This window comes from Pseudomonas asiatica (assembly GCF_009932335.1).
Lineage (GTDB): Bacteria > Pseudomonadota > Gammaproteobacteria > Pseudomonadales > Pseudomonadaceae > Aquipseudomonas > Aquipseudomonas asiatica.
In genome coordinates this window covers 1045209-1059324 of sequence record NZ_BLJF01000001.1, presented here as the reverse complement: position 1 = coordinate 1059324, position 14116 = coordinate 1045209, and the positions used below count along the sequence as shown (strand labels likewise).

Below are 14116 nucleotides of genomic sequence, written 5' to 3'. Positions count from 1 at the left end.
GATCTGGGTACTCACTGGTGAACGCTGATGAACCAAGTGTCTGGCTCGATGAAAAAGAACTTTATGTACCAACCATCCCGTTTGAGCACATGCACCTCGATGGCTGCGACGGCATGGTGAGGGGTGCTGGCGTGATGAATACCCCTGCATGAGCGAACGACTTCGGCAACCTCGCCGGCTGACACTTCCCCTGTAGCCAGCAGGTTCTTTACATCGATATCCCTGCGTGAAACGTGTTGATACTCCCCTGACTCAAGCGCCGCTATCACCGCTCGCTGGGCCTCCCTGAAGCCGAATTTCATAGCTCATCCCTGCCAATACGAAAATCATCGTACAAAACCCGAATCAAATCTACCGTTTGCCGAGCCCGGGCGACCAATGGCACCCCGGCCAGCTCAAGACAGCGATCCGGAACACGCATGAACTATGGTCCCATCGACCGCAGGACGGCGTAGAGCAATGTAACCAACGCTTTCATGGCCTTTTCCGACTGCCCGTTCGAGGGCAAAACCTGCTCCCACGAACACATCACCGAGGCGTCATTCAGGTAAGCTCAGCCCAGCGCAATGCAACCACCAAGGACGGTACCCATGCATTCACTGACCAATGAACAAGTGCTGGCAATCATCCACGAGAACCCGATAAACCGGGCATTGCTGGCCGCCCTGCCAGCGCTGGATATCCCGCACTGCATGTTGACGGCAGGCGCCCTGTTCCAGACATTCTGGAACCACCGCGCCGGGCTACCTTCGGAGAGGGGCATCAAGGACTATGGCATCGCCTATTTCGACGCCGACTTGTCCTGGGAGGCAGAGGACCGTGTCATCGCCCGGGTTCATCAGGCGTGCGCGCACCTGGGCGTCAACGTGGAAGTGCGCAACCAGGCCCGTGTTCACTTGTGGTACGAGGCGAAGTTCGGCGCATGAGCGACATTGAAATACTGTCCTTGTCCCCAGACGGTCGCTACCAAGTCCAGGCGACCCCGTGGGAAGCAGGCAACTCGCACTGGCTGTTCCCGCCGCAAATCATAGATACCCAAAACGGAAACGTGGTGTTTGGTTTCGAGGATCCTCTGTGGTCAGCAGATCTCATTACCTGGCTAAGCCCGACCCGGGTCGAACTAACGCTGCGCAAATACCCCGGCCATCGAGTACCTTTGGGGCTCACGATGATCGTTGACTGTGCGCTGCGTATCGCTGAATGTGGCGATGGAACGCACATTGAATTAGCCCGTCTGGAAAGCACCCTTGAGGGAATGCTCGACCTGCTCGGCTGAACTCACTTGTCAGCAAGGGACTGAATGATGAATTGGAAGGCTCTGGAACAGGCGCTGTTCGACGCCGCCAGACAGACATTGCAAACGCTGCTCGATGAGGGGGGCAGCCCTTTGTACGCCGCAGCGTTTCATGCGAGCTATCGAGAAGAAGAGGCGGTTCTGTCACTGCCCAGCTTTGCCGCAAACAGCTTGCAAGCACTCTGCGAAGACTACCCCGACGAGGAAGATGAAAGCTTCAGTTCGGTGAAGTGGAACCCGGCGGACTGGCGCTGGGATTGGGAAATCTGCGCTGGTGAGCCGTTCACGCAGCTCGATGATGAACTGCAAGCCCACGCCAATCGGCTTGGCCCGCGCCAATGGCAAGCGGCTGAGCAACGCTTGCTGGTCACCGTTAGCCGTGCCGCCAGGTCGCTGGGCCGCCATTTCAGTCAGCATCCTGGTGTGACGCCTGGCTTCGTGGTGATTTTTCATGACTTTGCTGGCTATATGCCCTTGGCCAAGCGCAGCATGACCCGCCAGCAATTCGAGGATAATTTCCCTGTCGAACTGGCCATTGAAAACACCCTGCGCGGTGTCGCTGCCTTGCCGCTAGCCGAGCAGGTCGCGTTCTACGTCAGCCGCTTACATTGTTCGGATGGTATTTCGGGGGAAGACGCAGAGCGCTGGCTAATTGCCAACGGCCGTCCCGCGCAGGCAGCGCTTATCGAGCAGCTAAACGGGCACAAACAGCCTACCACTGCCGCGCGTATTCTCGGACTGGCCGGCATGGCTGATGAGCCCGTCATCCAGGCCCTGCGTCGACAGGCGATTGAGGCCTGTGAGCAACCGACCCGCAACTGGAGTGCAAAAGCCTTGGGTTACCTTGAGGATTTCGACTGGCTTATGCAGCAAACGCCCGACGTCGTTGTCGCGGGTATTTGCGCTAACTTCGACGGTTTCCGCCGGCGGGGCGTGCAGCCACCGGTGCTTAACTACACACCCGTTAAGCATCTACTCGATCAGCGTCCTGAGCTTCGGGCTGCTGTTGAAGAGACACTTGAAGAAGTCTACGGCCAGATCAATACCACCGCCGCCGATGTCAGCGAAGCCTTGCACGGTTTGATTTCACCCCACGTAGTCATTCGTCGTCATGCTGTGAGTGGATTGAATAACCGTGGTCTGCTGCCCGACGACGCGCTTCGAGCCATCGAGGCGCTACGCCTAGCAACACAGGATACCGATGAGCAGGTGCGGCACGCTGCGGGACTTGGCCTGGAAGCTATGAAACCCGGCCTGGCTCATCGTTTTTCCTGAGTGCACCGCAGATGGATAAATTACGAGTGTTCATGAGCAATTCGCCGGGCATGGGCCTACAGGTTACCGATTCAACTAGGTAATGAGCGTGTGCCCTGTCGGTCGGTTGCTGGAGTCTGGTTCTGACCCGAAGCAGGGCTTCTCAAGATTAAAGGATGCGTCATGTTGAATGAACCGAGCTTGGGGATTTGAACGTCCGCAATGGGTAGATAGCGGTCACTCACGAACGGCCGCTCTCGACCCAAAGCTGCCTCTCGGGAAAGAAGCAGCCGTTTAAGAGCGATAAATTTGATCAGCGTGGCCATTTCAAGAGAGCTATGAACAACTGATCTGCAACTCATCAATCAATGGGCAAAGAGAGCTCAAGCTTTCCATCGGATCTAAAATTGGATATCTGAACACGGATTAAATTACCCAATGGAAAGTGAGCCATAACAACCGTATTAAGAGGCAGCTTGCTGCGATGAAGAAGGCCGCTATGCCCGTTAACCCGCACAAATACCCCAAAGTCTTTCACGCCTGTTACATATCCTTCGTAGGTGCCGCCAACGGTTAGACCTTCTACTTTTTTACTTATCAAAGAGGCAGGCGACTCCAAACAAACCTGAACAAAATCTCTATCGAGATTCAGCGAGCTTACATAAAAGTAACCCTCAAAGCCTTTAGCCCTACGAAAACCATCGTGCCTGTTTGGCAATACCGCCACTAGCCCGACCTCTAGCTCGACCGAACAATAATTTTTCTTGACAGCTATCACTTTGCCTTTTATCGGCAAACAGTCATCCAGACAACGAAACGCTTCGCCCCACGCCGGTGACTCTTTACGTGAATATAAGGCTTGCAACCAATCGCGCACTGCGGGCGGAAGCACGATGCCGGCAGTAAGATTGCTCATAATATTGACAGTTTTAAACCAGTGCCCGTTATTGGGACAGGCGTTTATGCGCTCGGTCAAGTTCACGGAAAAATCCGCCGATGCTGCGTGGTGGGGCGCTATGGCTATGAACTTTGCCGCCAGTAGTGGCCATTCAGGTTTGGCCTTGGTACTTTCAAGCCATGTGGCGACCTGCGCGATGAAATCACTGGACTGGAATCGCTGATCTAGCATCGCCTCGCAAACAAAGCCCCATTCCTTAGTGTTTTCGCGCCCGGCCAGCCACCCAGCACCAAGGCACAACAGTTCACCGAGCTGCATGTCGTGCGGCGGCGACTTACTCTGTGCCAACAACTCTTCCCAGATAAATACCCACTCTGTCCGGTCTTCGCGCCCTGTCAGCCACTCCCTACCAAGGCGCAACAGCTCACCGAGCGGCATGTCTTCAGACTCGGACTTACTCTGTGCCAACAACTCTCGCCAGATATACGTCCACTCTGTCCGGTCTTCGCGCCCAGTCAACCACTCCCTACCAAGGCGCAACAGCTCACCGAGCGGTATGTCTTCTGGTAGTGACTTACTCTGCGCTAGCAAATCCTGCCAGATATAATTCCACTCTGCCCGGTCTTTACGCCCGGTCAGCCACTCCTTACCAAGACGCAACAGCTCACCGAGCGGTATGTCCTCTGGTAGCGACTTACCCTTCGCCAGCAAAGCCCGCCAGGCATACGCCCAATCGGCCCGGTCTTCGCGTCCGGCCAGCCACTCCCTACCAAGGCGCAACAGCCCACCGAGCGGCATGTCTTGCGGCAGTGACTCACCCTGCGTCAGCAAAGCCCGCCAGACATACGCCCACTCGGCTCGGTCTTCGCGCCCGGCTAGCCACTCCGTACCAAGGCGCAGCAGCTCATCGAGCGGCATGTCTTGCGGCAGTGACTCACCCTGTGCCAGCAACTCTTGAAAGACATGCGCCCACTCGGCCCGGTCTTCCCGGCCAGCCAACCATTCCCTACCAAGGCGCAACAGACCACCGAGTGGCATGTCTTCTGGTAGCGACTTACCCTTCGCCAGCAAAGCCCGCCAAGCATACGTCCAATCGGCCCGGTCTTCGCGTCCGGCCAGCCACTCCCTACCAAGGCGCAACAGCCCACCGAGCGGCATGTCTTGCGGCAGTGACTCACCCTGCGTCAGCAAAGCCCGCCAGACAAAACTCCACTCGGCCCGGTCTTCGCGCCCGACCAGCCAAGCTCTTCCCAAAAAAGCCAGATCATCCAGTTGTGGCCTGCTATGTTGCGCTAGGGCATAAAGGTCGCCAAATACATAAGCCCAATCGGCTCCGTCATTTTCCTCACGCACACGATGAAGGCCAAGAGTCAATACAGGATCGGCTTTCCAATCTGGTCTGCAGCTATCAGGTAGGAGTTTCTTCCAGACAAAATGCCAATCAGTGCGGCGGAAGTGTTTTTGCAGCCAAACCAGCCCCATGTGATGCCATACAGAGCTACGTCCGGAATCATGCTCTAGGCAGTGCTCCCAATCTAAAGACCATGTAGGGTGCGATATCTTCAGTGGGTCCGCCAAATGCTCTGCAGCCCAAGCGAAAAGCTCGTCGTGCTTTGGGTAGCTCCCGGCCAGACGGCTCCAACAACCTGACCAGACCTTATTTGCTGACTCCATGCGAGCCAGCGCATTGTCGAGGAGATTTGTTCCAAAAACTGAGGCAATGCAGGGAATCGCCGCAGCCCAACAAGCCCAACTAGTGGCGGCTTCCGCCGATCCGTCCGCATCAAGTGCCAGCAGCGCCTGCTCGTTTGTCCATAACTTGGCACACTCGCGTCCCAAGCGAGTGCGGTCCACAATACTCAACCGTTCACTCGTCAGAGCTTCCCCGCGTGCAGAAAATACCCGCAACAGTTGCAAAACCAAGCCTGTATTACGGTCGGCAAGCGCACGCCGGAAGATGGCTATCAAATCGTTGGTAAAGGCATCAGCATTAGCTGGCTTGCGTAGTGAGCGATACAGGGCATCGGCCAGATGTGGATGCGTCAGGCGAACGATTTGCGACTCGTTGTCCGCGTCTAACAGACTGAAATCGCCTTCGCCATTTAAGGTGGCAAGCTTTTCGCGGTCATCTTCGGTCAGCCAGTCGTAAGGTGCACGCAGGTAGAGCCGATTCATTGCCAGAGGCAGGCGTAGCGCTTCTTCTAGACCGTTGAGGCGAACCCGCTCTGCAAAGCGTTTTGCGAAGGCTTGTAGATCGCCGTGCGCCAATTCCACTGCCAGCGAGACGAATAGACCCTCATCATCTTTCGAAGCCTGAGAAAAAGCAGCGCCGCGGTTCGGCACTTGGCCGGTGCGAACGCAATACCAAGCTTCGATCTCGGCAGCCTCGCTCGCGGCAATGGTTTCCACTGTTTCGCGATGAACTTCGAAACCACCGAAAGCAGAATCTTCTTTAAAAGACTCAGCAAATTCAGCTGGGCCACAAGTCAGGATCATTGGCCATGCCTGGTGACCGCGCTCGTCGATGAATTCGCCCAAACGTGCAAGATCAAGCCGTTCACGAGCGTCGCGATCATATAGATCATCGATAGCAATGAAATCCGGCCACCACTCGCTAGGCGTACCAATAATCGCACGCAGGGCAGGCTCTAGTAATTCGGCCTGTCCTTTGAGCCATAAAACCCGCCAGCCTTCCCCGACAAGTCGCTCAACCGTCTGGAGTAGCAACACGCTCTTACCGACACCGGAACGACCACTCAACCAAAAAACGCGAGCCTCGCTCTTAAGGTCGCGCTGACTGAGATCCTTGCATTTGAGCAACGTGGCATAAAGAGCGTCCAGGCGGTGGGCGCGCGCCATGTATTGCTGATCACGCAGTCGCGCTAGGGTGATTTCACGCCCGATTTCCAGCGAGGGGCTGGGATGAACGACACATTGAAAATCTGCCGAAGTCAGAAGTTGCCCAGAACGCTCGTGCATCTGCCGAGCTTGTGCGAAGCGCTCACAAATATCGTCACGAATACGCTGTGCATCTGCAGCAGTTGGCGCACGAGTCAAGGCACGATCCAGCGCAAAGCGCAGGAAGCCGTAGGGATCTTTCAAATGCTTCCATACAGCGGCAATTGCTCTCCACCACGGGTCGGGCTCGATGCGTGGCGGCAAAAGCCGATCTTCTTGAAGAAGCGTATCTATAATCGAACGGGCTGCATGTTTTTCCGGAATTTCTCTCCATTGCAACGCGACATCACCTTTTGACGCGACGAGCTCGAATTTCACCAGATCACGCAAGCTTGGGTGGTGTTTTCTAAGAAAGCAATCGATGGCCTCGACCTCGGCTGCAGCATCCTTGAGAGTCTCCTTCGTTAAGGTTCGCTTGACTTGGATGCAGACTAAGCGCCCCCCCTCGGTTTGCTTAGCCAGATCTGAAAGTGCTTCCAGAAATAGCCCGCCTGCCTCATCAAGCCCCTGTCCTTCGCCAGCAAGAGACTCTGCAAACTCGGCCAGATAGCAGCGTAGCTGGTAGTCAAAGCCAGTTAAGGCATAAATACCACCGAGGGCTCTGCGTGATTGCACCTGCTCGTAAGCAGAGAGAATTGATGTCAGTTCGTCCATGAGCAGATGATCGCAAAACTCTTAAGAGAAGCCCAGACCTTCGGAATTTGCGTCCTCGAATCTTTTTTGCTCCGCTAATAGCTATGAGCCAGAAGACCTGCAAAAAATTGTCAAAAACTGTTTCGTCCGAGCGGTATGAATTAGTTGCCCGACAAGCTGAATCGCATTCCGGTCATTTGAATTCAGCTTCGCCAACGTGGGTCGCCGCTTCTGGCCGATAGCCGCCCTCCGCGACCGACCGCTTCGGGTCGATAGCTGCCGGTCGTGGATGACCGCTTTCGCCCCAGAGCGGCTCTTGGCGGAGGGTAACTAACGAACAGAAGCAGTCTCCCTAAGCGCCGACAAATAGAGTGACGGTCCAGCTGCCCTTTCAACTGACCTTGCTGCGATACCAAACGGAAGTCCGTTCATTATCAGCTTGGGATTTTCGTATTTCGAACTGTCGTGATTCGTGCAGGACATGCCTCCAGCGATTGCAACCGTAGCGCTTGGGCGACTGCTCCGGATAGGTATCACTAATCCAGCGGATCGCTGCTTCCAGTCGAGTCCAGCCACCTTCGGCAAGCTTGGCTTCTGCCTCACGTAAACAGGAGCAGATCCCACTGCCAGGCCAATCGACCGAGCCGTCCTCCCGTATGCCGTCGAGCGCATCTTCAAATACCTGGCTCTGTATAAACGAAGCCATTTTAACTTGTGCCTCAACCATGGTTCTGGCCCAACATTGCAGGTTCAAACAATGCCGATTGATGGTCTGGTAGCTTTCCTCCAGATAACCATCCGCAGCCTGGCAGCCTGACTCTGACCAGAGATCGAAATGCTCAATGAAGTGGTGAACCAGCTTGTTACGCAGGTCGACCAACGCCTTGGTAACCACCTTCGTTGCCTCATAATGCTCGACTGGCATTTCCAACTGGTTTCGATAGCTGAACCCGATCTGGTCACAAGCATCGGCGTCCGTCTGTGACTCCTCATTTTTTGGGGACTGGATCAGAAAGCTTTCGGTCAGCATCCTGACCAACATGCCCATGGTTTTTTTCTTGGTACGTGCGATCTTCTGCTCACGGATGGCATGCAGCCGATCCACAGGGCCGCTCAACTCAGCATGCGCGACTATGACTTTCAGCAGCTGTTCGTATTGTTGCAAACGCAACAGACAGCGTCCGAGCTTGCGCTGCACCACAGGTTGAAGTTCAGGTACATCATCCGCGGGCATGGTAGTGACTTCATCCATGATCAACGACTCACCTAAAAGTGGCAGGGCTGGAGCAATTCACGGCAATGCGCTTGCCCTGCAAGGAGGGCCTGCAATGCGTATATCGGGCGCTTTTCAAGCGTCAGTATAGGTTGAGGATTTTTACCCGCATCGGTCGACAGCTACCCCTGGCACTCAGGACCATTCAATGGCGACGAGCCTGTTCTGCAGGCGTCGTAACGGCCTGGATCAATACTCGTGTTGAAGCTATACCCAAAGGGTTCAGAGTAGCGATGAACCATCCGCCCTGTTAGCGACTGGGGGAACTTCGCGGTGTCGAATCAGCTGGTCATACGCAACATGACCCGTCCCGAACTGGACGAGCTCGTCGATTGGGCTGCCCGTGAGGGTTGGAATCCCGGCGTTCACGATGCCGAGCTGTTCTGGGCCACGGACCCTGCCGCCTTCATTGCAGCGTCCCGGGGCGGCGAATTGATTGGTGGCGGTGCAATCACTTCCTACAACGGCGAATTCGGTTTCATGGGTTTTTTCATCGTCCGGCCTGAGTATCGCGGTCAAGGCCTGGGCAATACCCTCTGGCACGCACGCCGCGAGCGACTCCTCGCCCGCCTGCGCCCAGGCGCGAGCATTGGCATGGATGGCGTGTTCGCAATGCAGGACTACTACGCCAAGGGTGGGTTCGTCTTCTCCCATCGCAACATGCGTTTTCGTGCCAAGGCCACCGGATGCCCGGCGAGCTCGCAGGTAGCCAACCAGGACATCGTCCCGTTGGCTACCTTCCCGTTCGATGAGGTAGTCGATTACGACCGCACCTGCTTCCCTGCCGCGCGCGCAGCCTTTCTGAGCGGGTGGATAGCCCAGGCCGATGCACTCGCCGTGGGTTGCCGCCGCGAGGGCAGGCTTAGCGGCTATGGCGTGGCAAGGCGCTGCCGGGAAGGCTACAAGATCGGCCCCTTGTTCGCCGATGACGACCTGGCAGCCAATGCCCTATACGCGCGCCTGGCAGAATTTGCGCAAGGTTGCCCGCTGTTTCTGGATGCCCCCGAGAATAACCCCGCCGCCATGGCGCTTGTGCGCCAACAGGGCATGATCGAGGTTTTCGGCTGCGCACGCATGTATCTGGGCCCTCCTCCGGCGATCGCACACGAACGTGTGTTCGCCGTCACGACCTTCGAGCTGGGCTGATGTCGGCTCGCAACCTGATCGGTTATGGCGGCAACCCACCCCACCCGCGATGGCCCGGTGGGGCGCGCGTCGCGGTCCAGTTCGTACTCAACATCGAAGAGGGCGCGGAGTCATGCATGCTCAATGGCGACGCACAGTCAGAGGCCTGGCTTCATGAGCTACCGGGCCGCCCGCCGCGTGTGGGGGAGCCGGACCTGAGCGTCGAGGGCATGTACGAATACGGATCGCGCGCAGGTGTGTGGCGCATTCTGGAGCTGTTCGGCGCCAGGGGCCTGCCGCTGACCGCCTTTGCCGTTGGCCGAGCACTGGAACTGACCCCGGCGGTTGGCCATGCGCTCTGCGCTGCCGGACATGAGATTGCCGGGCATGGCTACCGTTGGCTGGACTATCGCGACATGCCTGAAGACCAGGAGCGGCGCCATATCCGCCTCACCATCGACGTGATCGAGCAGATCTGCGGTAAACGCCCCGTAGGTTGGTATACAGGCAGGGTCAGCCAGAACACCCGCCGCCTGTTGCGTGAGGAAGGTGGGTTTCTCTATAGCTCGGATGCCTACAACGATGATCTGCCCTACTGGCTCCCAGGCTCGCCCGCCCACCTGGTGATTCCGTACACACTGGTCAACAACGACGCCCGCTATCTGCTGCCCAATGGCTTCGCCTGCGGTGAAGACTTCTTCCGGCTGCTGAAGGATGCTTTCGACCTGTTGTGGCAGGAGGGCGCGCACCACCCGAAGATGATGAGCGTGGGCCTGCATGGGCGGATCAGTGGCCATCCTGGTCGTGCGATGGCGCTGGCGCGCTTTCTCGATTACGTGCAGGGCCACAACGAGGTGTGGATCTGCCGGCGAGAAGAGATTGCCAGGCACTGGATAGCCCAGTACCCGCCTGAGCGGTCGCTGGTTCGCAACAAACGCGGGATCAGCTAACGGCCGGCCCTGCCAGACGCGCCGAGCACAGCCATGCGCTGGCATTTCATCAGGACCTTACGGCCGGTTTCGACAAAGGGCGTGACGATCAGGCTATAGACCGTCAGGTAACGCTGGTGGTCCTGCTCACCGGTGCCGAAGCGGATGTTTTCGGGCGTTGGTGTAGTGACATAGAGCGTGCCGAACATCCAGTCCCAGAGGGACAGGTTGGTGCCGAAGTTCCGGTTGAAATGGCGCGGGGCATCACTGTGATGGATCTGGTGCTGGGCCGGGCTGTTCAACACATGTTCCAGCTGCGGGCCGAACGACAGCCAGACATGGCTATGCCGCAGGTTGGCCGCCAGGCTGTTGAAGATGAACACCAGGTAGGTCACGCCGAACAGGGTGTAGCGGCTGACTTCACCGCCGCAAAGGTACCAGAAGCATCCGGCGTAGAAGCCGATGCCAATGCCGGTGCTCAGTTTCTCGACGATCTTTTCCACGAAATGCACCCGGCTCGCCGTCGCCGGTACCAGCACGGGCGCCGAATGGTGGACCTTGTGAAAGGCCCAGAGCCAGCGGGAGTGAAAGGCCCGGTGCGCCCAGTAATGGATGAAGTCCTTGAGCAGGAACACCCCCAACCCGTAGAGCAAAGACAGTGCGAGGTTTTCGCCCAGGCGCGGGCGCGCGCCCCAGAGGTTGCTGAAAAAGGCCAGGTAATCGCCGGAGCGCAGGATGTAGGGGTCGACCAGTTGGACGACGGGCAGCACCAGTGCAACCTTGAGGATGGCCCGCACGAAGTAGTAGCGGTAGTCCAGCAGCGCCGAGGGATGCAGATGTACCCGGGCGCCGCCGATGAATAGCCAGAACGACTGGGCGTCGCTCAGGCCGCGCCGCTTCCTGAAACGGAACAGACCGTAGGCTGCGCCATAGGAGATGCAAAGGAACAAGGCCCCGAAACGGCCGTTCATATTGAAAATGCCGAGAAACTGGTCGGTAACGGGCGTAATTACCCACTCGGTCAGGTGCTCAAAGACAAGCGACAGGGCATCCACGAAACGTCAGCCTCGGCAAAAGGGACGCAATTGTAAATCAGATTAATTTACTCCAGTGGTTTTATGCATGGCCTGGTGCTGCCTCACCAGCTCCCGCCTGCAGGCACTGCCGCAGTGAAAGTGGCGGCGAAGTGCGCTGGCGATGCTCGGAGTTCATTGATCAGCGTGAACGACCCGCTTCGCCCAGTCGACCGATCATGCCGGCCCGGTTACGCTGGCGCTTCCCCTTGCACGGAAGCGCCAGCGACCGCACTCACCCTGCTGCCCTCCCCTGCGAACACCGAAAGCACCGGTGCCATCCACGGCACGGTCAAGACAATCCCCGATACAGCAATCCCGGCTAGGCGCCTGCATGACTGAACAACGGATGCTAGCGCTCACCGCACCTCCCGGAGATTCCGTTCGTTGACTGATTCACAGCACAAAGCGACTTACGCGAAACGGTTCGAAGCCGTGCTTGCCTACATCGACAGCCACCTCGAAGGTGACCTGTCGGTAAATGCCCTGAGCCGCGTCGCGCACTTCTCGGCATTTCATTTCCATCGGCAGTTCACGGCATACATGGGCGTTTCGGTTTCACGGTATGTGCAACTGATGAGGCTTCGACGCGCGGCGCACCAACTGGTTGCCTCGCCTGCCATCTCCGTGCTGGAAGCAGCTTTCGGCGCCGGCTTCGAAAGCCCCGAAGCCTTTTCCAGGGCCTTCAAGCGTGCTTTTGGCGTGGCACCGAGCGTATTCGCCAAGGCCCCGAACTGGCAGGCCTGGAGTGCGGTTTTCGTTGTTCCTCATCTTTCAAGGAGTATCACCATGCAGATCCGCATCGTGGATTTCGCCGAAACCCATGTGGCCGCGCTCGAACACCAAGGGGCGCCCGGCCTGGTCAGTGAAAGCGTTGCGCGTTTTCGCCAATGGCGCATTCAGAGCCGCCAGTCATCGGTGGCCAGCAGCCGAACCTTCGGCATCCCCTACGACAACCCCGACACCACCCCGGCGCACGCCTTTCGCTTCGCCGTGTGTGGCGAGATATGCGAAGCCGTGCAGCCCAACGATTTCGGCGTACACGAACGCATCATCCCGGCGGGCCGCTGCGCTGTGATCCGGCATACCGGCTCGCCTGACTACATTGGCGAAACCATCTATCCGCTTTATCGGGACTGGCTGCCTTCGAGCGACGAGGAACTGCGGGATCATCCGTTGTTCTTTCACTACTTGAGCGTGTATCCGGAAACGCCGCTGGAGCAATGGCAAACGGATATCTACGTGCCGCTCAAGTAAGTTGGCTGGTGGCTAATCTGGGGAGAAGGCTGCTGGGCCGCGCATAGATCGAGTCCAGACGGATGCCCGGCTCTCTTGGTAAACTAGCTGCCTGCCCTGGCTATCACCGAGCACTTGCCGTCGACTTTTGCCAGGGCGCGCAACCGGATTGCTACAAACACCTTCGAAACTGCTGAATTTGGTACAAGACACGTTGAACGATATGACCAAAAACCCAGGCTCTAACCCAGCAACCACGCGCCCTGAGCCTTCCCGTCGCTTCAGCGTTGCACCGATGATGGATTGGGCTGGTGTTTCCTGAACGCCGCTTTCTACGCGACCTCCAGAGATCAGCTTTGCAGGCTGTACCATTTTTGTACCATCAGCAGCGACTACCGCTCTAACTCTCCCCCTATACCCGTCAGCGAATGATATCGTAATGCCTCATATGGACCATGAACCTAGGAGGTAGCAATGAGTGACGAAGTAGATGTTCTGCGGCAGCGCCTCAGCAACGGCAGCCTTGACGAATTCGATGCCATGGTGAAAGGGATTGCCCAGCTAGCCGTGGACCAAGGATTCGATAACCTCACCGCACGTCAACAGGCCGTGCTTCGACCACACCTGACCCAAGAGTGTGCAGGGGTTACAAATCCAGGCGGTCACCACAACGACTGCAATGTGCTTCTTGAGGGCAAGAAACTGGCGGCAGCGCTGGAACAAGAAGGTTATTACGGCAGCGTTCTTTGCGAAGATTGCATCAACGAGTCCGAACAGTACGACCGAGAGTGGGAGCGTATCCAAGCAGAATAAAATCGCTCCAAGCCCACACCAATTGGGCTTGGGTATTAACCAGAAGCAGCGTCCAAGCCCGGTACACAAAGGGCTTGGGCGCTTTTTTGTATCTGCTCGCTAGGCCCCCAAAGGGCATAGAGGGACATAGAATGGCGCTCGGTTTGTCCCATTTCTGCCTCGAGCAGAGACCTACTACCGGGCTGGGTGGCTAATCCGTCATCGCGTCTACCTCGGTAAAGGATAGGGATTTGAACCCGCCCGACATGCTCGGTAGGCCAATATAGGCCAGTAAAAACGGTTATTCTCACCTAAGCAAATGGCCCATTCGGGCCTAAAGCGCCCTAGAATCTGCCCTAAATTTGCCCTGAAAAAATCTACAGTACTAGGAGTCCATCATGGACGAGAAAGCCGCAATCACCGCAGACACCCTGGAGCTGCTGCTACTCAACCAAACTGCCATCAGAGCAGCACTAGAAGAGCTGTCCCTCTGGGTTAGTCAACGTGGCTCTATCTACATCCACGACAACGTCACGGCTGCCTTAATGACAATGGATACTCATGCGGAAGCAATCTTGATCGGGATCGAACGCTTACGGGCTTGAGCTCGGCATGCCAACGTCCGCTACTCTACCTTCCTAACCAACAAAT

Annotated in this window: 11 protein-coding genes and 1 pseudogene; 8 read left to right on the top strand and 4 right to left on the bottom strand. The window is 57.1% G+C overall.

Annotated features, from left to right (window positions below; genetic code table 11):
- Positions 1-11 precede the first annotated feature (11 nt).
- On the bottom strand, positions 12-302 hold the full coding sequence (locus GYA95_RS04875) for a hypothetical protein (RefSeq protein ID WP_015269619.1): 291 nt from the start codon (positions 300-302) through the stop codon (positions 12-14).
- Between the two features lie 288 nt (positions 303-590).
- Here GYA95_RS04875 and GYA95_RS04870 point away from each other — a divergent pair.
- The 3 genes and pseudogenes from GYA95_RS04870 to GYA95_RS04860 all read left to right on the top strand — a co-directional run.
- Positions 591-920, top strand: a pseudogene (locus GYA95_RS04870) (nucleotidyltransferase family protein); the annotation flags it as partial.
- Positions 921-922: 2 nt separating this feature from the next.
- A complete protein-coding gene (locus GYA95_RS04865) occupies positions 923-1276 on the top strand; it encodes a hypothetical protein (RefSeq protein ID WP_015269617.1) in 354 nt (117 codons plus the stop codon).
- A gap of 24 nt (positions 1277-1300) precedes the next feature.
- Positions 1301-2569 (top strand): DUF4303 domain-containing protein, encoded by a 1269-nt coding sequence (locus tag GYA95_RS04860; RefSeq protein WP_015269616.1) that lies wholly within the window; start codon positions 1301-1303, stop codon positions 2567-2569.
- A gap of 340 nt (positions 2570-2909) precedes the next feature.
- Here GYA95_RS04860 and GYA95_RS04855 read toward each other — a convergent pair whose 3' ends face one another.
- Together GYA95_RS04855 and GYA95_RS04850 are read right to left on the bottom strand one after the other, a co-directional pair.
- Positions 2910-7058, bottom strand: coding sequence for a P-loop NTPase (locus tag GYA95_RS04855; RefSeq protein WP_102059576.1), 4149 nt, complete (start codon positions 7056-7058; stop codon positions 2910-2912).
- Positions 7059-7428: 370 nt separating this feature from the next.
- Entirely contained in the window at positions 7429-8289 is an 861-nt protein-coding gene (locus GYA95_RS04850) for an OST-HTH/LOTUS domain-containing protein (protein WP_052329208.1), read from the bottom strand.
- A 294-nt stretch (positions 8290-8583) separates the two neighbouring features.
- Here GYA95_RS04850 and GYA95_RS04845 point away from each other — a divergent pair, with 294 nt between their 5' ends.
- Both GYA95_RS04845 and puuE read left to right on the top strand, forming a co-directional pair.
- Complete coding sequence (locus GYA95_RS04845) at positions 8584-9456, top strand: GNAT family N-acetyltransferase (RefSeq protein ID WP_015269614.1); 873 nt, start codon at positions 8584-8586, stop codon at positions 9454-9456.
- On the top strand, positions 9456-10385 hold the full coding sequence (gene puuE / locus GYA95_RS04840; protein ID WP_015269613.1) for an allantoinase PuuE: 930 nt from the start codon (positions 9456-9458) through the stop codon (positions 10383-10385). Before GYA95_RS04845 ends, puuE begins: the two co-directional genes overlap by 1 nt.
- On the opposite strand, the gene GYA95_RS04835 is transcribed toward puuE, so the two are convergent.
- Entirely contained in the window at positions 10382-11419 is a 1038-nt protein-coding gene (locus GYA95_RS04835; protein ID WP_015269612.1) for a sterol desaturase family protein, read from the bottom strand. The two genes, puuE and GYA95_RS04835, sit on opposite strands and share 4 nt — an antisense overlap.
- Before the next feature lie 405 nt (positions 11420-11824).
- Between GYA95_RS04835 and GYA95_RS04830 the strand changes: the two genes are divergently transcribed.
- The 3 genes from GYA95_RS04830 (at position 11825) to GYA95_RS04820 (ending at position 14070) form a co-directional block, all read left to right on the top strand.
- Positions 11825-12694: an AraC family transcriptional regulator gene (locus GYA95_RS04830; protein WP_015269611.1), complete on the top strand. Its 870-nt coding sequence runs from the start codon at positions 11825-11827 to the stop codon at positions 12692-12694.
- Between the two features lie 453 nt (positions 12695-13147).
- The gene (locus GYA95_RS04825) at positions 13148-13486 is read left to right on the top strand and encodes a hypothetical protein (protein WP_161551281.1); all 339 of its coding nucleotides are present in this window, start codon (positions 13148-13150) and stop codon (positions 13484-13486) included.
- Between the two features lie 377 nt (positions 13487-13863).
- A complete protein-coding gene (locus GYA95_RS04820; protein ID WP_161551280.1) occupies positions 13864-14070 on the top strand; it encodes a hypothetical protein in 207 nt (68 codons plus the stop codon).
- Positions 14071-14116: the final 46 nt, after the last annotated feature.

Coding starts and splice junctions, on each gene's coding strand:
- GYA95_RS04820 (WP_161551280.1), top strand. CDS start 13,864: ATGGACGAGAAAGCCGCAATCACCGCAGACACCCTGGAGCTGCTGCTA.
- GYA95_RS04855 (WP_102059576.1), bottom strand. CDS start 7,058: ATGGACGAACTGACATCAATTCTCTCTGCTTACGAGCAGGTGCAATCA.
- GYA95_RS04865 (WP_015269617.1), top strand. CDS start 923: ATGAGCGACATTGAAATACTGTCCTTGTCCCCAGACGGTCGCTACCAA.
- GYA95_RS04825 (WP_161551281.1), top strand. CDS start 13,148: ATGAGTGACGAAGTAGATGTTCTGCGGCAGCGCCTCAGCAACGGCAGC.
- GYA95_RS04875 (WP_015269619.1), bottom strand. CDS start 302: ATGAAATTCGGCTTCAGGGAGGCCCAGCGAGCGGTGATAGCGGCGCTT.
- puuE (WP_015269613.1), top strand. CDS start 9,456: ATGTCGGCTCGCAACCTGATCGGTTATGGCGGCAACCCACCCCACCCG.
- GYA95_RS04850 (WP_052329208.1), bottom strand. CDS start 8,289: ATGGATGAAGTCACTACCATGCCCGCGGATGATGTACCTGAACTTCAA.
- GYA95_RS04860 (WP_015269616.1), top strand. CDS start 1,301: ATGATGAATTGGAAGGCTCTGGAACAGGCGCTGTTCGACGCCGCCAGA.